Here is a 23,495-nt window from a genome sequence, read left to right on the forward strand (position 1 = left end):
ATGGCCGTCATCCACCAGGCAGAACTCCGACCGTCGAAGGCCGAGGCGCTCGCCGCCTGGTTGCCGACCCAGCCGTGGAGCAGCGTCCCCGCCGGCGGCCGCACCACCGTCGCGGGGAAGTTCCGCTTCGACGACCCGGCGGGCGAGGTCGGCGTCGAGACGCTCATCGTGCGGACCGACGACGGCCGCTTCCTGCACGCCCCGCTCACCTACCGCGGAGCGCCGCTGGCCGGCGCCGAGGCCTTCCTCGTGACGGAGATGGACCACTCCGTGCTCGGTCGTCGCTGGGTGTACGACGCCGTGGGCGACCCGGTCTACGCCGACGTCCTCCGTCGCGCGATCGCGACCGGTGGGCACGAGGCCGAGCTCGAGCGTGCAGCCGGCACCGGCACGTGGGACAAGGAGGGGACGGCCCGGGGCAGCGGTACGGCCACCGACTCCCCCACCGTGACGGACGTCGCAGCCCGGACCGAGGGCGCGACGACCACCGTCGACACCGGGTACGGCCACATCGTCGTCGCCCGGGTCGTCGGCACGGCCCTGCCCGACGGCGACGTCCTGACCGCCGAGTGGTCAGACGGCTCGGGCGTGCTCGCCGTCCTGCTGCCCTGATCGGCCCGGTCGGCCGGTCGGCCGCGACGCCCTCACGGGTACGGGCAGGGCCTGCCTGTCCCCGACCGCGGATGGCAGGATCGTCGGCGTGAAGACACTGGAGTTGCCACAGACCGACCTCACCGCCTCCGACGTCGTCGTCGGCCTGATGCGGATCAACGACATGAGCGACGAGGACATCCGCTCGCTCTACAGCGCCTCGCGGGACGCCGGCGTGACCATGTTCGACCACGCCGCGGTGTACGGCGAGTGGCACGGCTGCGAGGAGCGGTTCGGCTCCGCCGTGACGCTGTCGCCGTCCGAGCGCGCCGAGATCGTGCTGCAGACGAAGGTCGGCATCCGACCGACCGCGAACGGCGCGTACTTCGACTTCTCGTACGAGCACATCCTCGAGTCGGTCGACGAGTCACTGGCCGCCCTGCAGACCGACTACGTCGACGTCCTGCTGCTGCACCGCCCCGACGCCCTGGTCGAGCCGGAAGAGGTCGCGAAGGCCTTCGACGAGCTACACGCCGCCGGCAAGGTGCACCACTTCGGTGTCTCGAACCACACCCCGGGCCAGGTCGACCTGCTCAGGAAGCACGTCCGGCAGCCGCTCGCCTTCAACCAGGTGCAGCTGAGCATCACGCACGCGAACGTGATCTCGCAGGGTGTCACCGCGAACATGGCCGGGCTCGACCAGTCCATCGACCGCGACAACGACATCCTCAACTACTCCCGCATCAACGACATCACCCTGCAGGCGTGGTCGCCGTTCCAGAAGGGCTTCTTCGACGGCGTCTTCCTGGGTGACCGTGCGCAGTACGCGGAGCTGAACGACGTGCTGGACGAGGTCGCGGCGGCGCACGGCGTCACCCCGACCGGCATCGCGGTCGCGTGGATCACCCGGCACCCGGCGCACTTCCAGGTCGTCCTCGGCACGACGAACCCGCAGCGTGTGCGGGACTCGGCGGCCGGTTCGGACGTGGAGCTCTCCCGCGAGGAGTGGTACCGCATCTTCACCGCGGCGGGTCACACCGTCCCCTGACCGGGACCGGGCTCCGCACAACGGAAGTCACCCCGAACCGCGCAGGAGCACGGCTCGGGGTGACTTGCGTTGTGCTCCGTGCACCCCCGGCAGGTCGGGCCCGACTGCGCCGCAGCGCCGCGCTCAGCGGTCGGAGGGATCCGGCACGCTCGGCACCGCGACGTCCAGGGGCGACACCCCTGCCGGGTCGGCCGAGGCTCCGCCGACGACGTCGAAGGTGATCCCGAGCTCGGCAGCGGACTCCTCGTCGAGCTCGAGCCCGTCCTCGGTCACCTGGTCCTCGGGGATGGCACGGCCCTGCGAGGGATCGAACGAGTTCGCAATCGACATGCCGACGAGCATGCCGGTCGAGCTTGTGCGGGGCCTGTCGAACCGCCGCAGGACCGCTGGTCAGTCGGCGAGGTCGTCCGGGTGCAGGCGGTCACCGGCCTGCGGACGCCGGAAGACCGGTCCGCCGCCGGCCTCGTCCTCGTCGTGGTGGTCGACCGGGGACGCGTCCGGGTCGACGGAGTCCGGGCCGACGTCGGCGCCGCGGTCCTCCTCCACCTGGAGTTCGTCCTCGTCGGAGCCGTCCACCGGGACGGAGCCGCCGGGCTGTTCGGGATCGAAGGGTGCGCTCATCGACATGGGCCGAGCATGCTCCCGGCGGGTGAACGGCGGGTCAACGCTGTCCGTCCGCCGCGACGAGCTCGAGCTGGGTGAGCGCGAGGTCGGACGCCGCGGTGAACGAGAACACCGTTCCGCTGCCCTGCAGGCGGAAGACGCGCGTCTGGCCGGGCCAGTCGAAGACGGCGTCCTGCACGGCGACCCGGGTGTCGTCGAAGGACGCCTCCCACGAGTACGCGCCCGGCGTCGCCGCGGTCACCGTGTAGAGCGAACTGTCGACCGGCAGGACGTCGAACGCCACCGTGTCCCCGGGCGCGAGCGCGGTCACGGTCCGCCCGACGTCGTCCACCAACGCCGCTGCCGGCGTGCCCGGCGACGCCGTGAGGACGTCCTCGGGGGTGTCCCGGTACCCGTGCAGCTCGGAGGCCGACACCGGACGCGTGTCCGACGCCCACCCCTGCGGGGTCTCGGACAGCGTGAACTCGATGCGTGATGCCGAGACCACGACCGCGTGCGGGATGCTGACCGACGTCCACGGCTCCCCGTCGACCGTCACCGACGCGACGTACGCCCCTGCGGAACCGTCGGCGACCTCGATGACGGTCTCCGCGCCTCCCGGCTGCCGCAGCACCGTCCGGCGGACCGACGGCGGCACGAGCACGTAGGAACCGGTCGACGGTGCCAGCGGGTACAGGCCGACGGTAGCGAAGACGTACCAGGCGCTCATCTCGCCGTTGTCCTCGTCGCCGGGGTAGCCCTGGCCGAGGTCGGACCCGACGAACAGCCGCTCGAGGCACTCGCGGACGATCCGGTGCGCGTCGTCGTGCCGCCCCGTGAACATCGGGAAGAACGGGATGTGGTGCGCGGGCTGGTTCGACAACCCGAGCATGCCCATCCGGACGTCGCGGGCCTCGGTCATCTCGTGGATCGGGAAGCCGTAGGAGCCGGAGCGATCGGTCCTGCCCGTCTCCGGGGTGGCGAAGAACGCGTCCAGGGCTGCGTCGAACCGCGCGGGCCCGCCGTGCAGGTCGACGACGCCGGCGCCGTCGTGCGGGGCGGTGAACGCGGTCCCCCACGCGTTGGTCTCGGTGTAGTCGTCGCCCCAGTCGCGCGGGTCGAACTCGGTGCCGACCCGCCACGATCCGTCCGGGTCGCGACCGATGAAGAAGCCGCGTTCCGCGTCGAACACGTTCCGGTACTGCAGGGAGCGGCGCGAGAACCACTCGGACTCCGCCTCGTACCGGGCGAGGTCCGAGGGGGTGGTGGCGCGCGCGGCGAGCCGGCTCGCCATCACCGCGAGTCCCCAGTCGTTGATCGCCGCGTCGAGGGTCCAGGACATCCCCTCGTGCGTCGCGGTGTCGACGTGGCCGCGGAAGGCGCCCGGGAGGCTCCCCTTGCGCCCGACACGCTCGTCCCGTGGCGGGACGGTCGCGTTGCGCAGTGCGCTCCGGTAGGCCTCCGCGAGGTCGAAGCCCGGCACGTCCTTCGCCGCGAGGTCCGCGAAGACGGTGTCGCTCGTGGTGCCCGTCATGACGTCCTCGGCACCCGGCGCGCTCCAGCGGGGCGTCCAGCCACCGTCGTGGTGGTGCTCGACGAAGCCCTGCGCGAGCTCGCCGGCCGTCTCCGGGGTGAGGAGGGCCAGCAGCGGCCAGGCGGTGCGGTAGGTGTCCCAGAAGCCGTTCGTGGTGGTGAACGGGCCCGTGACGACCTCCGGCCCGGGCTCGTCGCGGATCGGCTCCGCCAGCACGTCGCCGTACGGGGAACGGTGCCGCGGGGTGCCGGTCAGGGCGGTCTCCCCGGCCCGGTTCGGGTAGAGGAAGACCCGGTACAGGCCCGAGTACAGGCTGGTCAGCTGGTCGGGGGTCGCACCGTCGAAGGACAGTGTCCGGAGCTCCTCGGTCCAGAGCTCCTCGGCCCGGGAGCGCATCGCGTCGAACGGCCCGGCGGCGTCGAGGTTCGCACGGGCGTCCTCGATCGAGACGGTCGAGATGCCGAGCAGCACGTCGACCGGGCCGTCCGGTCCGCCGAGGGACAGCCACCCGCGCAGTTCGTGCTCGCCGGTGGTCGTGTGGTCGGCGGTGACCCCCGTGACCCGGAGGTGCACGTGGTGCGGTGGGGTGCCCGGGCGGTCGTCGAGGAGGGCCTCGACCACGGCGGTGCCGTCGGCGACCGTCACGGACACGTCGGACACCCGGCCGTGGTGGTCGAGCACGATGCTGCGCGCGCCGGTGAAGCGGAGGCCGAGCGCGAACTCCCCCGCGGTCATCTCCGCGCCGACGCCGTGCTCGAGGTCGACGCGGTAGCGGTGCGGCCCGTCGGCCTCGTGGTCGTGGTCGAAGCCGAGCGCCCGCGCCCTCCGGTCGACGTCCGGCGTGTCGAGCGGCGACGGCATCACCTGGAAGACCCCGCGGTCCCCCATCCACGGCGACGGGATGTGGCTCGTGGCGAAGGCCTCGACCGCGGGACGCAACCGCCCGGACGTGTCCACGCGGTCGTGCTCCTGGTACGCGTACGGCCACCGGTTGCTCGACGCGTCGGTCATCGGCAGTCCGAAGACACCGCCGTGCGGGAGACCGACGAGGGGCGCGTCGTTGCCGCGGGAGAACCGGGACGACGCCTGCGTGCCGCGGGTCGTGCGGACGTGGTCGAGCGGGGTCGCCGGGGTCGGGCGTGCGGGCTCGATGCGGACGTCGTCGAGCCAGCCGCGGAGTGCCGGACGGGCGCCGTCGTCGGGCGCGGGGTGCGCGGCGGGGCCGAGCCGCGCCTCCAGGCGGTCGACGACCCGGTCCGCGAACGGCGTGAGGTCCACCGCGCGACGGTTCCACTGGTCGACCCACTGCTTGCGGGCGGCGTCCTGCGCCTCCGGGGTGAGCGCGTCGCCGTACTGGTCGCGTGCCGCGTCGGTGAGCCGGCTGCCGTCGGTGAAGACGACGTCGACGGCGAAGGCGGTGGCGTCCCAGAAGTGCGCCAGGTCGGCGTCGGACGGCTCCGTCACACCGTCCGGCAGGGTGCGCTCCGGGAACCACACCCAGGAGAGCACGTCGCCCTCGTCGACCGTCCTGTCGGCGAACCCGGGGACCGTGGCGACCTCGCTCGCGACCCCGGCCGGTCGTTCGAGGAGGAACGCCTCCGTCGAGCCGAACCCGACGCCGTTCCGCGCGGCGACGGCCGTCGTCGGACCACCGCTCCGTTGCAGTTCTCGCACGTCGTCACCCTATTTGCTCCAGGGACTGGAGGAAAACCGGCGGCGTGTCCGCAGAGCAGCCGTGCCGGGGTCAGGGCTTGTTCCGCCCCGGCGCCTCACCGGACTTCCCGGGCCCGCTCCCGGTCCCGGGGCCGCTGTCGGACGCAGCGTCCGCACTCGGGTCCGTGCCCGTCTGCGGCACCTCGACGGGGTTCGTCACCGGGGTGCTCGGCTCCGGACCGACCGAGGGCTCACTGGGTTCGCTCGGCTCCTGCTCCGGTTCGCTGGGCTGCTGCTGGGGTTCGCTCGGCTGCTGTTGCGGCTCGCTCGGCTGCTGCTGTGCCGGCTCGCTCGGCTGCTGCTGCGCGGGTTCGCTCGGCTGCTGCTGCTCCGGCTCACCGGACTGCTGCTGGGTCGGGGTGGACGGGGACCCGGAGTCGGTCGGCGCCGGCGTGGCGTCGCGCCCGTCGAGCGCGAAGAGGGCGAGCCCGATGCCCAGGAGCACGAGCACGATGACGACGACCGCCGCGATGACCGGTCCTCGTCGTCGCTTCGCCGGCTCGTCGGCCGGTGCCGGAGCAGCAGCGCGCGGGGCGACGGGTCCGCTCGGACCACGGGTACCGCCGGCGCCGCCCGCGGCCCCCCGTTGCGCACCGAGCACGGTGGTCGCGACGTCGTCCGAGGCGTCCTGCGGCGGCACACCGAGGACGCGCGTCGCGTCGTCGGCACCGCCCGCTGCGCCCTGGGTCGGCATCGCGCGGGTCGCCTCGTCCGCGGACGCAGCGCGGGCCGCTCCGGCTGCCGCGGCCGCGCCCGCTGCTCCGGCCACGCCGGCCGCTCCGGCACGGGTGACCGCGCCGGGTGCGCCGGGGAGGAGCTGGGTCGCCGGCGCGACGTCGTCGTGGCCGAGCGCACGGAGCCGCTGGGCGGCCTCGGCCGCGGTCGGGCGGGCCGCCGGGTCCTGCGCGGTCATCACGTGCAGCAGGGTGCGCCAGGCCGTCGGCAGGTGCTGGTCGATCTCGGGACCGCGCGTGAGCCGCGCCGTGGCCGACTCGACCACGGTTCCCGGGAAGGGCCGACGACCCGTCAGGCACTCGAGCAGCACCAGGCCGAGGGCGTAGACGTCCGCCTTGCCGCTGATGCCCTGCCCGAGGACCTGCTCGGGAGCGATGTAGGCGGCGGTCCCCATCACCGTGCCGGTCCCCGTGACGCGGGCTGCGTCACGGAGCAGCGCGATGCCGAAGTCCGCGAGCTTGACGTGGGAGCCGTCGCTCTCGAGGAGCACGTTCGCCGGCTTCACGTCCCGGTGCACGATCCCCTGTGCGTGGACCGCTGCAAGGCCGTCCGCGACCTGCGCCCCCACGTGCGCCGTGGTCGACGGGTCGAGCGCGCCCTCGCGGAGCCGCGTGGCCAGGTCGCTGCCGGGGACGAGCTCCATCACGAGGTACGAGTCGCCGTCGGCGTCGTCGAGCGCGGCGTCGTAGAGGGTCACGAGCGCCGGGCTCCGCAGGCCGGCGAGCGTCTGGATCTCGGCCTCGGCACGTGCACGCTCACCGTGGTCGACGGGACCGATGCGGAACACCTTGACGGCGACCTCGCGCCCGAGCTGCTCGTCGACCGCGCGGTAGACGGAGGCCATGCCACCGTGACCGAGCGTGCCCGTGACGCGGTACCGACCGCCGAAGACCCGTTCTTCCATGACGGGCAACCTACCGGTCGTGGCTGACGGGGCCGTACGGCGGGCGGCCCCGGGAGCCGGGGCCGGGACCGTCGGGCGCGGGCCCGACGGGGTCGTCGTGGCCGTCCGGCGCGGCATCCTGGGGCCCGGGACCGTCGAGTGGACGGCCGTCCGGCGAGCGTCGGCCGCGCCCCTGCGTCGGCCGGGCACCACGCCGCAGCGCGGTCAGGTACAGGCGGTGCGCCGTGACCACCAGGGCGAGCCAGGCCAGCCCGAGCGCCCACGCCGCGAGGACGTCGGTCAGCCAGTGGTGCCCGAGGAACACGCGCGAGACGCCGACCGACAGGACGAAGGCCGTCCCGACGGCGATCGTCCACACACGGGCGACGGTGCTGGACTGCCGGAGGAGGAGCAGGTAGACGATCGTGCCGACGATGACGGTCGCGTTCAGCGTGTGCCCGGACGGGAACGACGGCGAGTGCTCGTACGGCGGCACCGCATCGGAGAGCGGCGGCCGGGCACGTCCGATGAGGTCCTTGCCGGCGATCGTCATGAGCAGGGACCCGCCGCTCGCCGCGACGAGGAGCACGAGCGGCGTCCACGCGCGCCGCTGGACCGTGAAGCCGACCAGGAAGCCGAGCGCGACGATCGGCATGCCGATGGTGCCCGCGATGTCCGTCCACCAGGTGACGAGAGTGTCCGCCGCCGGCGAGCGGAGCGTCAGCATCCAGTCGAGGACGGGACGGTCGAGCACCGCGACGTCGTCACCCTCGCGCACGGCGTCGTAGACCCCGGACGCCGCCCAGGTCCCGAGGACCGCGACCCCCATGCCGATCACGAGCGTCACGACGAGGAGCGGCAGGGCACCCCACCGGTGGCCGAGCTCGGTCCAGCGGTCCGCGCCGACGCGGCCGGCCTTCGTCCGCCACGTCGTGAGGTCGACGTCACCGAGGTGCCGGTCGGGTGCTTCCCGTCGGCCGGTCGGGTCGGCGTGCTCGGTGTCCATCGACCCACCCTGCCCCATGCCGCATGTGCGTCCCGGGGTCGGACCCGTGTTCGGCGGTCAGTCCTTCGCCTGGCCGTAGTCGTCGACGACCGCCACGGAGAGCGGGAACACCACCGGGAAGTCCCGGAACAGCAGGCGTCCGGCGTCCTCAGCAGCGGCGCGGACCTGCTCGGCCACCCACTCCGCGTGCTCGGCCGGGGCGTGCACCACGATCTCGTCGTGCACGAAGAACACCAGGTGCGGTCCGGCGGTCACCGGTCCGGGGAAGCGTGCAGCAAGGCGCGAGCGCAACGACCCCATCCACGCCAGTGCCCACTCGGCGGCCGTCCCCTGCACGACGAAGTTCCGCGTGAAGCGTCCCCAGCTGCGCGCGCGGGACTCGACCGCCCGCTGCATCGCCGGGGTGCCCTCGACCGTGTACGCCTGGTTGCGGGCGGCGAACCACGAGTCCTCGGGCACCGGTGACGTCCGACCGAGCAGCGTCGTCACCGGCTCGCCGCGTTCCCCGGCGCGGGCCGCCCGCTCGACCAGCCGGATGGCGTCCGGGAAGGCCCGCGCCAACCGCGGCACGAGCCGGCCGCCCTCGCCCTGGGTCGCGCCGTACATCGCGCCGAGCATCGCGCCCTTCGCCTGCTGCCGGGTCTCGACCGCACCGGAGGCTACCACCCCGTCGTAGAGGTCTCGTCCGTCGCCGGCGGCGGCCATCGCCCCGTCCCCCGCCATGGCCGCGAGCACCCGCGGCTCGAGCTGTGCGGCGTCCGCCACGACGAGCTTCCAGCCGGGATCGGCGACGACCGCGGCACGGATCCCCTTCGGCAGCTGCATCGCTCCCCCGCCGTCCGCGGCCCAGCGACCGGTGACGACGCCGCCCACGACGTACTTCGGGTGGAACCGGCCGTCCCGGACCCACTCGTCGAGCCATGTCCACCCGTTCGCCGTCAGCAGCCGGGCGAGGCGCTTGTACTCGAGCAGCGGTTCGATCACCGGGTGGTCGACCTCCTGGAGCTCCCACTTCCTGGTGCTGCTGACCATCAGTCCGGCGCGCCGCAGCGACCGCAGGACCTCGGCCGGGGAGTCCGGGTTGAGCGCGGGGTCGTCCAACCGGTCGCGCACCACGGCGGCGATCTCCTCCAACCGGCGGGGCCGCACGCCGTACGGCACGCGGGGACCGAGGGAGTCCTCGAGCAGGCGCTCGTGCACCTCGGCGCGCCACGGCAGGCCCGCGTGCAGGATCTCGGCCGCGACGAGCGCCCCCGCGGACTCGGCGGTCAGCAGGAGTCGGAGCGCGCCGGGCGCGGAGGACCCGGCGACGGCCGCGAGTTGCGCGCGGAGCTCCGCGACCGGGTCGACCTCGTCGTCGGCCTGGACGGCCGCGAACAGACCGTCGTCGAACAGCTGCGCCTGCGTCGGCCGGACGACCCGAGCCTCCGGCACGGGCGCGTCGAGTGCGTCCTGCGGCGCGGCGGCGAGCGCCGAGCCGCGTGCGCTCAGGGCGGTGCGGAGGACCCTGCGTCCCAGCCGGAGGTCGGTGCAGCGGCCGACCCGGCCGCCCGCTGCCAGCACCGCCGGGTACCAGCGTGCAGTGTCGTCCCAGACCCAGCGGACATCGGGGGCGTCGTGGGACGCGACGAAGGCCGGGAGGCGCGACTCGTCCACCCGGACCGGCTCGCCCCCGGCGGTCCCCGCGTCGGTCAGGGGCGTCGCGAGGACGCCGCCGTCGACGCGGCGCAGGACGAGGTGCACGGGACGATCATGCCGTGTCCCACCGTCAGCTGCGGACGGAGGTCACTCGCTGCCGGCGCCCTGGCCGTCGTCGGTTGCCTCGCGACGGGAACCGCCGGGACGCACGGCGGCGGTGTCGGCCACGTCGATGCGGACGTCCCCGTCCTCGGAGCGGGACACCTCGACGCGCGGGTCGGCGTCGTGCTCGTCCGAGCCGGACATCCGGCGGAAGGTGTCCTGGCGGCGTTCCTCGAAGGACATGTCCACGCCGTCGTCGAGGTGGTCGTGGTCGGGCTTCGTCATGCGCTGCACGGTACCCGGCGACCGCTGTGGTCGGTGTCGCCGGCTCAGCAGAGCGGGACGTTCACCGCGAGACCGCCCATCGCGGTCTCCTTGTACTTCGTCGACATGTCGGCGCCGGTCTGCCGCATCGTCTCGACGACCTGGTCGAGCGAGACGTGGTGCACGCCGTCGCCGCGCATGGCCATCCGTGCGGCGTTGATCGCCTTGTTCGCGGCGATGGCGTTGCGCTCGATGCACGGGATCTGCACGAGACCGCCGATCGGGTCGCAGGTCAGGCCGAGGTTGTGCTCCATGGCGATCTCGGCGGCGTTCTCCACCTGCTCCGGCGTCCCCCCGAGGACCTCGGCGAGTCCGGCGGCCGCCATCGACGCCGCCGAGCCGACCTCGCCCTGGCAGCCGACCTCGGCACCGGAGATCGAGGCGCGCTCCTTGTAGATGGAGCCGATCGCGCCCGCCGTGAGCAGAAACCGCACGACGGCGTCGTCGCGGTCAGCCGGTGTGACCGTCGGCACGTACGTCAGGGCGTAGTGGAGGACGGCCGGGATGATCCCCGCGGCGCCGTTCGTCGGGGCGGTGACCACGCGGCCGCCGGTGGCGTTCTCCTCGTTGACGGCCATCGCCGTCAGGTTCACCCACTCCATCGCGAAGAGCGGGTCGTGGTCGGGGTCGTCGCGGGTGAGCTGGTCGTGCCAGTCCGCCGCGCGACGGCGGACTGCCAGCCCGCCGGGCAGCGTGCCGGACCGTGCGACGCTCCGGTCGACGCAGGACTCCATCACCGCGTGGATGCGGAGCAACCCGTCGCGGACGTCGTCGGTGCTGCGCGTGGCGGTCTCGTTCGCGAACGCGACGCCGCTGACGGGCAACCCGGAGGCCGCGCACGCAGCGAGGAGCTCGGCGCCGCTGGTGAACGGGAACGGGACGGCGTCGTCCACCGGGATCGCGGCCTCGGCGACCTCGCCCGCACCGTCGCTCGTGATGAACCCGCCACCGATCGAGTAGTAGGTCTCCTCGGCCAGGACCGCGCCGGTGCCGTCGTCGGCCCGCAACCGCATCGCGTTCGGGTGCCGCGGGAGCATCGTCAACGGGTGCAGGACGATGTCGGCCAGCCGGAACGGCACGGTCGCGCCGCCCGCGAGCCGGAGGGTCCCGCTGCGCTCGACCTCGGCGAGTGCGTCGGCCATCGCGTCGGGGTCGACCGTCTCCGGGTCGGAGCCCATCAGGCCGGCGACGACCGCGCCGAGCGTGCCGTGACCCTGGCCGGTGGACGCGAGCGAGCCGTAGAGGTGGACGTCGATCCGGGCGACCGGTGCCTCGACCAGCCGGGCGGCGAAGGCGGAGCCGGCTCGCATCGGCCCGACGGTGTGGGAACTCGACGGACCGATCCCGATGCTGAACAGGTCGAACACGGAAACCGGCACCGCCCCACAGTAACCCGTCCGGACGGGAGAGCGGCCGGAAGCGGCGGTCGTGGACCGCTCCATCGGCGCATCGGTGGGAGACTGGCCGCATGCCCATCCTGAACAAGGACATGCAGGTCTGCATCTCCCTCGCCGCGCGCCCGAGCAACATCGGCACCCGGTTCCACAACTTCCTCTACGACGAGCTCGGTCTGAACTTCGCCTACAAGGCGTTCACCACGACCGACCTGCCCGGCGCCGTGACCGGCATCCGCGCGCTCGGCATCCGCGGGTGCTCGGTGTCGATGCCCTTCAAGGAGGACGTCATCCCCCTCGTCGACGTCGTCGAGGACTCGGCCGCGGCGATCGACTCCGTCAACACCGTGGTGAACGACGACGGCGTGCTCACGGCGTCGAACACCGACTACGAAGCCGTCGCGTCGTTGCTCGCGACGCACGGGGTCGACCCGACAGCGAGCGTCCTGCTCCGCGGGTCCGGCGGGATGGCCAAGGCCGTCACGGCGGCCTTCCGCGGCGCGGGCTTCGACCGGCTCACGGTGGTCGCCCGGAACGAGCGCACCGGCGCCCTCCTCGCCGACCGGTACGGCTACGGCTGGGTCCGCGACGAGCGGGACGCCGGGCACGCGGACGTCGTCGTGAACGTCACCCCGCTCGGCATGCGGGGCGACCAGCAGGACGCACTCGCCTTCGCGCAGGAGCGGATCGAAGCTGCGCACACGGTCTTCGACGTCGTCGCGTTCCCGTCGGAGACACCGCTGGTCCGTGCCGGTCGGGCCGCGGGCAAGCACGTCGTCTCCGGAGCCGAGGTCATCGCGCTGCAGGCGGCGCGGCAGTTCGAGCGCTACACCGGCGTCGCCCTGACCGACGACCAGGTCCGCCGGGCGAGCGAGTTCAGCCGCGCCGGGTGACGCGGCGATCCGGCGGCGGCCTCCTGGAGGCGCGGGGCGGGCCCGCACCGCGCCTCCCGTCCGTCAGCCGGTGACGGCGCGACCCGTCGCCACCCAGCCGAGCCGACGCACGCTCTCGTGGTTCCGCAGCCAGATCCCCGGCTGCGCGATGAACCCGGGGACGAGCGATCCCGGTCCGGCGACGGGGTTCTCGCGCATCGTCACGCGGCAGCCGCGCGGGTGCGGCTCCACCTCGACCTCGACGCGCGCCTCGCCGACCGGCCAGCCACGCGCCTGGATGACCATCCGTCGGGGTGCGTCGTACTCGAGCACCGTCGTCGTGTCGTTGATCACGAACGGCCAGACGCCGAACGAGTGGTGCAGCTCCGTGCCGACGGCCGGCCACCCCGGGTCCTGGCCGCGCATGCGCGAGGCGCCGACCACCCACGTCGGGTAGAGCCAGCCGTCGCGGAGCACGTCGAAGACGGCCTCCGGTCGGCAGTGCAGGATGCGGACGTTCTTCGCCATGGTCAGTCCTCCGGTGCGAGATCGACGTCGTCGGGCAGTCCGAACGTGTGGCGGAGCGCACTCTTCGCCGCGTGCCAGCCTGCCATGCCGTGCACGCCGGGACCGGGAGCGGAGGCCTCGGAGCACAGGTACATGCCGCCGCCCATCCGCCACGGGTCGCTCGACAGCACGGGCCGCTTCACGAGCTGCCAGAAGCTCGCGGCGCCCGCGGCGATGTCGCCGCCGACGTAGTTCGGGTTGTACTCCGCCATCTGGACGGCGGTCCGGCTGCTCGACTGCAGGATCGTGTCGCGGAACCCGGGCGCGAAGCGTTCGATCTGCCGGGTGACGGCCTCGGTCTGGTCGATGTCCGATCCGGCCGGCACGTGCGCGTACGCCCAGAAGACGTGCTTCCCCTGCGGAGCCCGGCCCGGGTCGACCACGGTGGGCTCGGACCCGAGCACGTAGGGCCGTTCGGCGTGCTGCCCGCGGGCGACCGCACCCTCGGCGGCCGCGATCTCCGCGCGGGTCCCACCGATGTGCACGGTACCGGCCTGCCGGAGCGCCTGGTTCGTCCACGGCACCGGGTCCGACAGCGCGAAGTCCACCTTCGACGCCGCGTTGCCGAACCGGAAGCGCCGCAGGGCACCGCGGCGCGGCGTGGGGATCTGTCGGCCGGCGATCCGGAGCATCCCGGGGACGCTCGTGTCGAACAGCACCGCCTTCGCCGGGGTCAGGTCGGCGAGGGAGCGGACCTCGCGCCCGGTCTCGATCCGGCCGCCGTGTGCGACGAGGTCCGCGGCGAGCGCGTCGACGATCGCCTGGCTCCCGCCGATGGGCACGGGCCAGCCGCGGGCGTGCGCGTACGAGCCGAGCGAGAGCGCCGCCGCAGCGGTGGCCAGCGAGGGCAGGTGCTGGATCGAGTGGGCGGCGACGCCGGACACCATCGCCGGCGCGACGTCGTCGCGGAAGCGCAGGTTCCACGCGCTCGACCCCTGCTCGAGCGCCCGCAGTCCGAAGCGCAGGACGCTGATCGGGTGCCGCGGCACGTGGAGCAGGGCGTCGGTGGCGAAGTCGGCGACCTGGTCCGCGTGGTCCGAGAGCGGTCGCATGAGCTGGCGGAAGGCCCGTCCGTCGACGCCGAGCGCGTCCGCGGTCCGGTCGAGGTCCCGGTACGCGATGCCGGCGCGGCCGCCGTCGAGCGGGTGGCCGTACTGCACCTCGGGGAGCCGGAGCTCGATGCGGTCCTCCATGCGGAACAGCCGGAAGAACTCGGACTGCAGCGCCATCGGGTGCACCGCGGAGCAGACGTCGTGCAGGAACCCGGGCAGCGTCAGCTCGGACGTCCGAGCTCCGCCGCCGATGGTCTCGTTCCGCTCGACGACCTCGACCGAGAGACCCGCGCGGGCGAGGGTCACCGCCGCCGCGAGTCCGTTCGGGCCGGCTCCGACCACCACCGCATCCACCATGCACCGAGCCTAGGGTCCGACGACTGCACGCCCCCTCGGTCAGATGACCGAGGCCCCGGTCTCGACGGCGGTGCGCTTGCGCGCCAACACGGCATCGATCCGCTGCGCGCCGGCGATCAGCGCGGCCGCATCGGAGTGGATGAAGCCGGCGATCGCGACGAGGTCATCGCGGATCCGCTCGACGGGCGCCTCGTGGACCGGTTCGTGGTGGGCGAGCCGGTTCCGGAAACGTCTGACCTCGTCCAAGCGCCGGTGCAGCTGCTTCCGCCGGACGTTGCCGAGGCCCGGGAAGGCGTGCACGATGCGTGGCTGCCAGAGGGTCGTCTCGTAGCTCCACATCGGATCGCGCGGGATGCCGCCGTCCGTGAGGCCGACCCACAGGCCGAGGCTCGTCGCTGCGACGACCCTGTCGGGTGCCGGATCCAGCTCGCCACGACGGCGCAGCGTCCGGACGGCGTCGTCGATCGCACGCCGTTCCCGGTCGAGCAGGCGGACAGTGGGATCGTTCCACCAGTCGTCGCGGCGGTCCCGGCGGAGCGCGTCGTGGACGGCGTTCCGCACGAAGACCTCGAGGCAGCCGACCGGTCCCCAGAACGCCGTCGCCAGCTCCGTGTTCCATGCGTAGAGGCGGGCTGCGAGGTCCGACCGTCCCGCGTACCGATTCCGGTACCGCTCGAAACGCGGAGCGCTCAGCAGATCAGGGAGGGCCGGGAGCGTGGCTGGATCGATCACGAACACCCCCCAGAGACGACGATTGCCCCAGGAGTCCGGCTGTGCCGAATGGTCCTGGGGCGTTACCCCATCACCCTAGCGGGGCCGAGGTGATGTATCAAGTACCACATCAGACGCGGGTCGCGTCCGGGTCAGCCGGGTCCGTTCCGTCGTCGCCGGCGTCGGCCGCGTCCGGTTCGTCGGCGTCCGCCGGGGTCGTCGCCTCGACCGGGTGCTCGGCGAGCAGCGCGGCGAAGTCCTCGTCGAGCATCTGCTGCAGGCGGTCGTCGCGCCCGACCTCGTAGTCGTCCGCGGGTCGTTGGGCCCAGCCGAGCCGCCCCACGACGGTGGTGCCGATGTCGTCCCACGCCCGGGCCCGTGCCGCGAGGACGATGCCGTCGACGAACCCCTGGTCCGTCCGGCGCCGGTCGAGCATCTCGGCGAGCTTCTCGTACGTCGCCTCTCGCGTGCGGAGCTTGAGGTCGTCGCCACGGCGGTAGTCGTGCTGGTGGCGCGAGCGGCCCTTCTGCTTGCTCGACCGTGACCGGATCTCGCGCATGCGCGCGGCGTCGCCACGCTGCTCGTCCGCCATCCGGTGGAGCTCCTCACGCGTCGCCTCGGCGATGAGCGCGTGGTCGAAGTACCCCTGGTCGCGGAGGGCGTTCGTGATGATGCGGTTGGCCACGGCGATCGTGACGGCGGCCTTCGCGATGAGGAACCCCTCGTCGACCGCACGCTTCAGCTCCACCTGGCTGACGGGTCGGTCGCGCACGTCGTGCTTGCTGCGTCGTCCGAACAGGGCCATGCCACCGACGATACCGGCGTCCGGCGTCCGTCCGTCCGCAGGTGGACCCGGATCACGCCCTGGAGGGACGACCCGCCTCCCCCGTGCCCGTAGCGTCGGGTGCATGGTCATGTACTCGGAATCCCCCCGCACCGGTCTCGGCACGGCGAGTCTCGTCCTCGGCATCTGCTCGCTGCTCGCCGGCTGGACCTTCGTCGCCCCCGTCGTCGGGCTCTGCCTCGGCATCGCCTCGCGGAGCCGGGAGCCGTTGGCCCGCGGCCGCGCCGGATGGGGCATCCTCCTCAACCTCGTCGCGCTCGCGGTGTGGATCCTGCTCGTCGTGCTGCTGGTGGTGGGTGGCTCGTTCGCCGTCTGGATGGGCGCGACGCACGCCTCCTGATCGGGGACGCGCCGCACCGGCGGCCCATCGCACTCGCGAGCGAGCACGGCGGCCCAGCGTCCCGGCGTGCCGGCGCGCGACCTGCGCGGCCCGTCGCGCTCAGAACACCAGCCCGTACACGGCGACGTCGACGCGCGTCGGCCCGAGCGGCATCGCGCTCCGGAGCGTGCCCTCCTCGGTGAAGCCGAGCCGCTCGGCGAGACGACGGCTCCGCTGGTTGTCCACCGCCGTCCGGATCTCGACGCGGGCGGCGCCGCGGGCCTTCGCGACCCCGACGAGGACGGTGGCGGCGCGCCGGACGGCACCCCGTCCCTCCAGACCGGCGTCCACCCAGTACCCGAGCGACGCCTGCCCGAGGTAGGCGTCGAAGGCGAGCGATGCGGCCCCGACGATCCGGTCGTCGAGGCGCAGGACACAGGGCAGCGCCCGGTCCATCGCGTACTGCCCGAGCAGGTGCTCGGTGTGCAGGACGGCACGCTCCCGGGTCTGCGGCTGCCAGGCCCACGGTTCGGCGGCGCGGAGCCGGTCGAGGTTCGCGAGGACCAGCTCGTGCAGGGGCTCGACGGTCGACAGGTCCCGCAGCGTCAGCGTGTACCCGTCGCCGAGGTCCCGCCCGAATGCCGCCACGGTACGACCCTAGGCACAGGCGGACGCCCCCGTCCGCTGTGGACGGGGGCGTCCGCGCGATCGGGACCGCCCTCTCGGTGCCGGCGACCGGCTACTCGTACCGGAGCGCCTCGATCGGGTTCTGCCGCGCCGCCCGACGTGCGGGCAGGGTGCCGGCGAGGAACGCGATGAGCATCACCACGAGGATGATCGTGATCACCGACGACGGGGCGAACTGCATGATCTGCAGCCCCGGCAGGTCCTTCAAGACGCTGCCGGCGAGCACGTTCGAGATCCCGGTACCGAGGAGGATCGCCACCCCCGCCCCGATCGCGCTGCCGAGGAAGCCGATGAACACCGCCTCGAGCGAGAACAGCGTGTAGACCTTGCCGCCGCCCATGCCCATCGCCTTCATCAGGCCGATCTCGCGGGTGCGCTCCTGCACGCTCATCAGCAGCGTGTTGATGATCCCGAACCCGGCGGCGATCAGCGCGATCACGGCGAAGGCGTTCAGCACCCCGACGATGCCGCTGATCACGGTCTGGAACTGGCCGAGCTGGTCCTGGATCGTCTGACCCGTGTAGCCGTCCTTCGACAGCGCGCTCTTCACGGTGCTCGCCGACGCACCGCTGTCGAGCGTCGCCGTCGCGCTGGCGTACGAGGTGGCGATGGAGGACGGCTTCCCGGTCTCCTGCGCGGCCTGCATCGCGTCGGTCAGTGCGGCGTTCGCCCCGGCCCCGCCGCCGAAGAGCGACTCGTTCTGCACGCCCACGACGGTCGCGGTGAGGGTGTGCTCCGTGCCCTGGTAGTCGTCGACCGCGATCGTCAGCTGCTTGCCCACGGCGGACTTCGCGGTCCCGAGCCCGAGGTTCTCCAGGTAGTTCGTCGGCAGCAGCACCTGGTTGCCGGCGGACGAGCCGTCGTCGAGTTGCCGGCCCGCGGCGAGGTCCGCGTCGAGCTCGCCGGCGTTGGCCGAGATGTCGACGACGTACTTGCCCTCGCCGTCGTGCTCGACCCACTTCGTGCTGAGGGCGACCGCCGGACGGACGGACCGGATCCCGGAGACGCCCTCGATCCGGTCGACGTCGGACTGCGACAGGTACGCGAAGGACGCCGGACCGCGGTTCACGCTCTGGCTGGACTCGTCGGGGTCGTACTTCGCCGGCCCGCTGTCCGTCGAGCTCTCGACAGCTTTCGTGATCGTCAGGGAACCGGTGTCGCCGATGGAGGCGACCTGGGTGTCGATGTAGTTGCTCACGCCGGTGCCGATCGCCGAGGTCAGCGTGATGGTGAAGGCACCGATGAAGATCGCGATGACGGTGAGCGTGGTGCGGAGCTTGGACCGGAACGTGTTCGCGACCGCGGTCCGCAGGAGGTCGAGGAAGTTCATGCGGAGTGCCTTCCGTGCGGAGCCGGGTCGTCGATCCGGACGCCGACCGTGCCGTCGGCTGCCGTCGCAGACGCGTCGACGATGACGCCGTCGCGGACGTTGACGCGCCGGTCGCACCGGTCGGCGAGGTCCTCGTCGTGGGTGACGACGACGAGGGTGATGCCGCGTTCGCGCTGCAGCCCGAAGAGCAGGTCCTCGACCACCTGCCCGGTGTTCGTGTCGAGGTTGCCGGTCGGTTCGTCGGCGAAGATGACGCTCGGCTCCCCCACGAGCGCACGGGCGATGACCACGCGCTGCTTCTGCCCGCCGGACAGGTCGTTCGCGTCGTTCTTCGCCTTGTCCGCCAGGCCGAGGGCGTCGAGCGCCGCCATGCCCCGCCGCTTCCGCTCGGCCCCGGTGACACCGGCGATCTTCAGCGGGAGCACGACGTTGTCGAGCACCGACGTCTTCGGGGTGAGGAAGAACTGCTGGAACACGAAGCCGAAGGTGCTGTTCCGCGTGCGGTTCACCTGCCGGGCGCCGAGGGTCGCGGCGTCGGTGCCGTCGAGCAGGACCTGCCCCGCGGACGGCTTGTCGAGCAGGGCGAGCAGGTGCATGAGCGTCGACTTGCCGGAGCCGGACTTGCCGACGATGGCGAGGCTCTCGCCCTGGTGCACCTGCAGCGACACCCCCTTGAGTGCGTCGAACCGCGTGGAGCCGCGGCCGTAGGTCCTGGCGAGGCCACGGGCCTCGAGCACGGGAGTGGTCATGGCCGCGAGCCTACTGTCCGTTGCACGACTGCAAGTTTGCGTTTGCTGTAGATCATGTGACGTTCCGGTTACAGTCGGGGCCATGCCCGAGAACGTCGCTCCGTCAGGACTGGGTCTCCGCGACCGCAAGCGCATCGAGACCCGCACCCGCATCGCGGAGTCCGCCCGGTCGCTGGCCCTCGAGCAGGACATCGACCGCACGACGATCGAGCAGATCGCCGCGCGGGCCGAGGTCTCGCCGCGGACGTTCTTCAACTACTTCGAGAGCAAGGAGGACGCGGTCCTCGGGCACACCGAGCTCGACCTGCGCCCCGAGACGCTCGAGGCCCACCTGCGCGCGGTGGCGGGCGAACCGGCGGCCCAGGCGGTCGTCGACCTCGCGTTCCTGGTGTTCGGCGAGTCCTTCGGCGACGAGCACGAGCGGCTCGCCCGGAAGGAGGTCATCGTGCGCTTCCCCCAGCTCATGCGTCGCCAGGTCGCGCGGATGACCACCGTCGCCGAGGCGATGACCGGTGCCGTCCGGACCGTCCTCGAGCGCGACCCCGCCTGGGGCCCGGAGGCGGCGACCACCCAGGCGGCCGAGATGCTGCTCGGGATGTGCATGACCGGGCTGCGCAGCTCGGCCCGCCACGACGGCTCCGAGCCGGACGCCGTGCGCGCCTCGGTGGTCGCGACGATCCGCGACACCGCGGAGCGTATCAGCCGCGGGTGATGAACCCTTCCTTCACCATCCACTCGAACGCCACGTCCGCTGGTTCCCGCCCCTCGACGTCCACCTGCCGGTTCAGCTCCTGCAGCACCGCGTCGGTCAGCTTCGGCGAGATCTGGTCGTAGACGCCCTTCAGCTGCGGGTACTCCTCGAGGGTGGCCGAGTCCAGCACCGGCGCGACGTTGTAGGCCGGGAAGAAGCCCTTGTCGTCCTCGAGCACGGTCAGCCCGAGCGACTTGATCCGGCCGTCGGTCGTGAAGACCTCGCCGAAGTTGCACTTGCCGCGGTCGGTCGCGGTGTAGACCGTGCCGGTGTCGAGGATGCTGACGTTGCCGCGCGGGATGCCGTTCGACCCCGAACCGCCGAGCTCCAGCCCGTACTTCTCGAGCATGGGCTTGAAGCCGTCCGCACGCGAGTTGAACTCGGACTCGACGCAGAACGTGCGCTGGTCGACGGGCAGCTTCGTGATGTCCGACAGGGTCTTCACGTCGCCGAGCTCCGAGACCGCCTCGTCACGGACGGCGAAGGCGTACGTGTTGTTCATGGGCGCCGGTTCGAGCCAGGTGAGCCCGTTGCCCGCGTCCTCCTTCTTCACCGCCTGCCACTGCTCGGTCTTGTCCGGGATGCCCTGCGCGTGGCCCATGAAGGTCAACCAGGCGGTGCCGGTGTACTCGTACGTGAAGTCGGCGGCGTGCGAGGTCATGAGCTCGCGGACGGCGACGCTGCCCGGCACGTTCGTCTCGTCGGTCACGTCGAAGCCGGCGGCCTTCGCGGCGAGCACCGCGATCTTGCCGAGGACCAGCTGCTCGGTGAAGTTCTTCGAGGTCACGGTGATCGCGGCGTCGTCCGGCAGGTCGTCGATCCGCTGGATCGACCCGGGGCCGGCAGCCGGCACGAAGGACGTGGCGGGCTGCAGACCGCAGCCCGTCAGGACCAGGGCGCTCGCCCCCGCCAGGGCGGTCACGGTCGCGATGCGGCGACGGGTGGACGGACGGGAGGCGCGGCTCGCGTCGCGCGGGTCGGCGTGCGTCATCGGAGTCCCTTCGGTCGTGCGACGGTCTCGACCACACGGCCGATCCAGTCGATGGACAGCGCGAGCAGCGCGACGAGCAGCGCGCCCGACACGAGCACCTTGGGCAGGAACAGGGTCACGCCGGTGGTGATGAGGAGCCCGAGGCCGCCGGCCCCGACGAACGTCGCGAGGCTGGCGGTGCCGACGAGCAGGACGAGCGCGGTCCGGATGCCGGAGAGCATCACCGGCACGGCGAGCGGCAGTTCGACCTTCATCAGGACGCTGAACGCGCTCATCCCCATGCCACGACCGGCCTCGACCAGCCGCGCGTCCACGCTCTGCACGCCGATCATGGTGTTCCGGAGGACCGGCAGGATCGCGTAGAGCACGAGGGCGATGACCGCCGAGAACGGGTTGAGCCCGAGCCACGCGGCGAGGAGCACGATGAGGCCGACCGCGGGGGCGGCCTGGCCGAAGTTCGCGACGGCGATGACGGCGGGGCTGATCCGGCGGAGCGGCCCGCGGGTGAGCACGACCCCGAGCGGGAGGCCGATGACGAGCACGAGCACGGTGGCCTCGAGCGTGAGCACGAGGTGCTGCCCGGTCAGCTCGAGGATCGTCGACGGGTTGAGCGTGCCGCGCTCGGTCGCCGTGAGGCCGGCCGTCGCGAGCCAGACCGCGAACGCGGCGAGCACCACGAGGATCGCGACGGGCTGCACGAGCAGCCCCTTCCACGAGGTCCTGGCGCCGGTCGCGGGCCCGGCGGCGACCGCGCTCACAGGTCCTCCCCGGTCGGCATCGCGGGTGCCGCCGGCGAGGACGGCATGGTCTCGATCGGGTTGGTGTTCGTCCCGATCGGCGCGTACTGCTGGTCGTCCGCGGCGGCGGCACGGGAGCGGGTGATGGCCTCCATGACCGTCTCGACGGTGATGACGCCGCGGAACGCGTCGCGGCGCCCGGTCACCAGTGCGGCGCCGGCGCTCGACACGAGCATGGTGTCGAGGGCGTCGTTGAGCGTCGCGGCCTCGCCGACGACGGGCAGCGCCGGGTCGATGCCCTCGGGGATGCGCTGGAGGCGCTCGAGCTGGCGTCGGGACGGCCAGCCGATCGGGCGCTGGCGACGGTCGACGACCACGGCGTGCTGGTGCCCGCCGGCCTCGTTCATCCGCTGCAGCACGGCCGCGACCTCCTCGCCGGGCGAGCACGTCACCGCCGACACGACGTCGACGTCACGGACGCGGTTCAGCGTCAGCTGCTTCAGCCCGGCGCCGGAGCCGATGAAGTTCTCCACGAACTCGTTCGCCGGCTCGGCCAGGATGCGCTCCGGGGTGTCGTACTGCACGATGTGCGCGCCCTCGGTGAAGATGACGATCCAGTCGCCGAGCTTCACGGCCTCGTCGAAGTCGTGGCTGACGATGACGATCGTCTTGTGCAGTTCCTCCTGGATGCGGAGGAGCTCGTCCTGCAGCCGCTGCCGGGTGATCGGGTCGACGGCGCCGAACGGCTCGTCCATGAGCAGCACGGGCGGGTCCGCGGCGAGCGCCCGGGCGACGCCGACGCGCTGCTGCTGGCCGCCGGAGAGTTCTCGGGGGTAGCGGTCGCGGTAGGTGTCGGGGTCGAGCGAGACGAGGTCGAGCAGTTCGTCGACACGCGCCGCGATCTTCTCCTTCGACCAGCCGAGCATCTTGGGCACGATCGCGATGTTCGCCGCCACGGTCATGTGCGGGAACAGGCCGCCGGCCTGGATCACGTAGCCCATCCGGCGCCGGAGCTCGTCGGCGTCGATGCCGGTGACGTCGTCGTCGCCGACGACGATCCGGCCCTCGGTCGGCTCGATCAGGCGGTTGATCATCTTCAGCGTGGTGGTCTTGCCGCAGCCGGACGGGCCGACGAGCATGACGATCTTGCCGGCCGGGATCTCGAGCGTGATGCCGTCGACCGCGGGCTTCTGCTGGCCGGGGTACCGCTTGGTGACCGTGTCGAGCAGGATGCTGCGACCGGTCACGCCCTCGTCGGTCGCGGGGGCGGTGGCGGAGTCAGTGCTGGACACGGATACCTCTCGAGATGGTCAGGCGGCCGAGGCCGATGAGGAGCAGGTCGAGGACGAAGGCGATCAGGACGACACCGACGACCCCGACGACGACTGAGGAGAGCGCGTTGGCGCCGCCCAGGCGGGAGAGCCCGGAGAAGATGAAGCCGCCGAGGCCGGGTCCGAGCGCGTAGGCGGCGATCGCGGCGATGCCCATCACCATCTGGGCGGAGACGCGCACGCCGCTGAGGATGATCGGCCACGCCATCGGCAGTTCGACCTGCACCAGGGTGCGGAAGCGGCTCATGCCGATCCCCCGCGCCGACTCGACGACGGTGGCCGGGATCTCGGCGAGGCCGACGACCGCGTTGCGGAGGATGGGCAGCGTCGCGAAGAACACGACCGTCACGACCGAGGGCAGGACGCCGAACCCGAGCGGCACGATCAGCAGACCGATCACCGCGAAGGACGGCAGGGTGAGGCCGATGGCCGACACCCCGTTCGCGACGGAGGTCAGCCGTGCGCTGCGGTAGACGAGTGTGGCGAGCACCACGGCGATGATCGTCGCGAGCACCGTGCACTGGACGACCAGTGAGAAGTGCTGCCACGACGCGAACCAGATCTGGTCCCACCGCTCCCCGATGTACTGGAACACGTGACGCGCGCCCTTCCCGGTCGGTCGAAGT

The 23,495-nt window shown here is 72.5% G+C and carries 24 protein-coding genes; 5 read left to right on the forward strand and 19 right to left on the reverse strand.

Annotated features, from left to right (window positions below; all coding sequences use genetic code 11):
• Entirely contained in the window at positions 1–612 is a 612-nt protein-coding gene (locus tag AAEP86_RS03190; RefSeq protein ID WP_420369101.1) for a CG0192-related protein, read from the forward strand.
• Positions 613–700: 88 nt separating this feature from the next.
• Positions 701–1,639: an aldo/keto reductase gene (locus AAEP86_RS03195; RefSeq protein WP_420369102.1), complete on the forward strand. Its 939-nt coding sequence runs from the start codon at positions 701–703 to the stop codon at positions 1,637–1,639.
• A 123-nt stretch (positions 1,640–1,762) separates the two neighbouring features.
• On the opposite strand, the gene AAEP86_RS03200 is transcribed toward AAEP86_RS03195, so the two are convergent.
• The 8 genes from AAEP86_RS03200 to AAEP86_RS03235 form a co-directional block, all read right to left on the reverse strand.
• Positions 1,763–1,969, reverse strand: a complete 207-nt coding sequence (locus AAEP86_RS03200) for a hypothetical protein (RefSeq protein ID WP_420369103.1) — start codon at positions 1,967–1,969, stop codon at positions 1,763–1,765.
• Positions 1,970–2,029: 60 nt separating this feature from the next.
• On the reverse strand, positions 2,030–2,266 hold the full coding sequence (locus AAEP86_RS03205; protein WP_420369104.1) for a hypothetical protein: 237 nt from the start codon (positions 2,264–2,266) through the stop codon (positions 2,030–2,032).
• 34 nt (positions 2,267–2,300) lie between these two features.
• The gene (locus tag AAEP86_RS03210; RefSeq protein WP_420369105.1) at positions 2,301–5,450 is read right to left on the reverse strand and encodes a GH92 family glycosyl hydrolase; all 3,150 of its coding nucleotides are present in this window, start codon (positions 5,448–5,450) and stop codon (positions 2,301–2,303) included.
• A 70-nt stretch (positions 5,451–5,520) separates the two neighbouring features.
• On the reverse strand, positions 5,521–7,128 hold the full coding sequence (locus tag AAEP86_RS03215; protein ID WP_420369106.1) for a serine/threonine-protein kinase: 1,608 nt from the start codon (positions 7,126–7,128) through the stop codon (positions 5,521–5,523).
• Positions 7,129–7,138: 10 nt separating this feature from the next.
• Positions 7,139–8,113, reverse strand: a complete 975-nt coding sequence (locus tag AAEP86_RS03220) for a phosphatase PAP2 family protein (protein WP_420369107.1) — start codon at positions 8,111–8,113, stop codon at positions 7,139–7,141.
• A gap of 57 nt (positions 8,114–8,170) precedes the next feature.
• A complete protein-coding gene (locus AAEP86_RS03225) occupies positions 8,171–9,856 on the reverse strand; it encodes a bifunctional 3'-5' exonuclease/DNA polymerase (RefSeq protein ID WP_420369108.1) in 1,686 nt (561 codons plus the stop codon).
• Positions 9,857–9,898: 42 nt separating this feature from the next.
• Positions 9,899–10,138: a hypothetical protein gene (locus AAEP86_RS03230; protein WP_420369109.1), complete on the reverse strand. Its 240-nt coding sequence runs from the start codon at positions 10,136–10,138 to the stop codon at positions 9,899–9,901.
• Between the two features lie 44 nt (positions 10,139–10,182).
• On the reverse strand, positions 10,183–11,556 hold the full coding sequence (locus AAEP86_RS03235; RefSeq protein ID WP_420369110.1) for an L-serine ammonia-lyase: 1,374 nt from the start codon (positions 11,554–11,556) through the stop codon (positions 10,183–10,185).
• An 89-nt stretch (positions 11,557–11,645) separates the two neighbouring features.
• Between AAEP86_RS03235 and AAEP86_RS03240 the strand changes: the two genes are divergently transcribed.
• A complete protein-coding gene (locus AAEP86_RS03240) occupies positions 11,646–12,464 on the forward strand; it encodes a shikimate 5-dehydrogenase (RefSeq protein ID WP_420369111.1) in 819 nt (272 codons plus the stop codon).
• A 63-nt stretch (positions 12,465–12,527) separates the two neighbouring features.
• Here AAEP86_RS03240 and AAEP86_RS03245 read toward each other — a convergent pair whose 3' ends face one another.
• From AAEP86_RS03245 to AAEP86_RS03260, 4 genes are all read right to left on the reverse strand, one after another.
• Entirely contained in the window at positions 12,528–12,971 is a 444-nt protein-coding gene (locus AAEP86_RS03245; RefSeq protein ID WP_420369112.1) for an SRPBCC family protein, read from the reverse strand.
• 2 nt (positions 12,972–12,973) lie between these two features.
• Complete coding sequence (locus AAEP86_RS03250) at positions 12,974–14,419, reverse strand: phytoene desaturase family protein (RefSeq protein WP_420369113.1); 1,446 nt, start codon at positions 14,417–14,419, stop codon at positions 12,974–12,976.
• A 39-nt stretch (positions 14,420–14,458) separates the two neighbouring features.
• A complete protein-coding gene (locus AAEP86_RS03255; RefSeq protein ID WP_420369114.1) occupies positions 14,459–15,151 on the reverse strand; it encodes a hypothetical protein in 693 nt (230 codons plus the stop codon).
• A gap of 109 nt (positions 15,152–15,260) precedes the next feature.
• Positions 15,261–15,935, reverse strand: coding sequence for a hypothetical protein (locus tag AAEP86_RS03260; RefSeq protein ID WP_420369115.1), 675 nt, complete (start codon positions 15,933–15,935; stop codon positions 15,261–15,263).
• A gap of 103 nt (positions 15,936–16,038) precedes the next feature.
• On the opposite strand from AAEP86_RS03260, the gene AAEP86_RS03265 reads away from it, so the two are divergent.
• Complete coding sequence (locus AAEP86_RS03265) at positions 16,039–16,314, forward strand: hypothetical protein (RefSeq protein WP_420369116.1); 276 nt, start codon at positions 16,039–16,041, stop codon at positions 16,312–16,314.
• A gap of 99 nt (positions 16,315–16,413) precedes the next feature.
• Here AAEP86_RS03265 and AAEP86_RS03270 read toward each other — a convergent pair whose 3' ends face one another.
• From AAEP86_RS03270 to AAEP86_RS03280, 3 genes are all read right to left on the reverse strand, one after another.
• A complete protein-coding gene (locus AAEP86_RS03270; RefSeq protein ID WP_420369117.1) occupies positions 16,414–16,941 on the reverse strand; it encodes a GNAT family N-acetyltransferase in 528 nt (175 codons plus the stop codon).
• A 91-nt stretch (positions 16,942–17,032) separates the two neighbouring features.
• The gene (locus AAEP86_RS03275; protein ID WP_420369118.1) at positions 17,033–18,310 is read right to left on the reverse strand and encodes an ABC transporter permease; all 1,278 of its coding nucleotides are present in this window, start codon (positions 18,308–18,310) and stop codon (positions 17,033–17,035) included.
• Positions 18,307–19,059, reverse strand: a complete 753-nt coding sequence (locus tag AAEP86_RS03280) for an ABC transporter ATP-binding protein (RefSeq protein WP_420369119.1) — start codon at positions 19,057–19,059, stop codon at positions 18,307–18,309. Before AAEP86_RS03280 ends, AAEP86_RS03275 begins: the two co-directional genes overlap by 4 nt.
• Positions 19,060–19,141: 82 nt before the next feature.
• On the opposite strand from AAEP86_RS03280, the gene AAEP86_RS03285 reads away from it, so the two are divergent.
• The gene (locus AAEP86_RS03285; RefSeq protein ID WP_420369120.1) at positions 19,142–19,771 is read left to right on the forward strand and encodes a TetR/AcrR family transcriptional regulator; all 630 of its coding nucleotides are present in this window, start codon (positions 19,142–19,144) and stop codon (positions 19,769–19,771) included.
• Here AAEP86_RS03285 and AAEP86_RS03290 read toward each other — a convergent pair.
• The 4 genes from AAEP86_RS03290 to AAEP86_RS03305 are packed head-to-tail and all read right to left on the reverse strand — an operon-like array spanning position 19,758 to position 23,464.
• Positions 19,758–20,801: a glycine betaine ABC transporter substrate-binding protein gene (locus AAEP86_RS03290; protein WP_420369121.1), complete on the reverse strand. Its 1,044-nt coding sequence runs from the start codon at positions 20,799–20,801 to the stop codon at positions 19,758–19,760. The genes AAEP86_RS03285 and AAEP86_RS03290 overlap by 14 nt on opposite strands.
• Positions 20,798–21,559, reverse strand: a complete 762-nt coding sequence (locus AAEP86_RS03295) for an ABC transporter permease (protein WP_420369122.1) — start codon at positions 21,557–21,559, stop codon at positions 20,798–20,800. The genes AAEP86_RS03290 and AAEP86_RS03295 overlap by 4 nt, the downstream gene beginning before the upstream one ends.
• Positions 21,556–22,830 carry an ATP-binding cassette domain-containing protein gene (locus AAEP86_RS03300; RefSeq protein ID WP_420369123.1) on the reverse strand — a complete coding sequence of 425 codons (1,275 nt, stop codon included), beginning with the start codon at positions 22,828–22,830 and terminating at the stop codon, positions 21,556–21,558. Before AAEP86_RS03300 ends, AAEP86_RS03295 begins: the two co-directional genes overlap by 4 nt.
• Positions 22,817–23,464 (reverse strand): ABC transporter permease, encoded by a 648-nt coding sequence (locus AAEP86_RS03305; RefSeq protein WP_420369124.1) that lies wholly within the window; start codon positions 23,462–23,464, stop codon positions 22,817–22,819. The genes AAEP86_RS03300 and AAEP86_RS03305 overlap by 14 nt, the downstream gene beginning before the upstream one ends.
• Between the last annotated feature and the right edge of the window lie 31 nt (positions 23,465–23,495).

The sequence above is a fragment of the Curtobacterium sp. L1-20 genome, from assembly GCF_048755855.1.
Taxonomy (GTDB): domain Bacteria; phylum Actinomycetota; class Actinomycetes; order Actinomycetales; family Microbacteriaceae; genus Curtobacterium.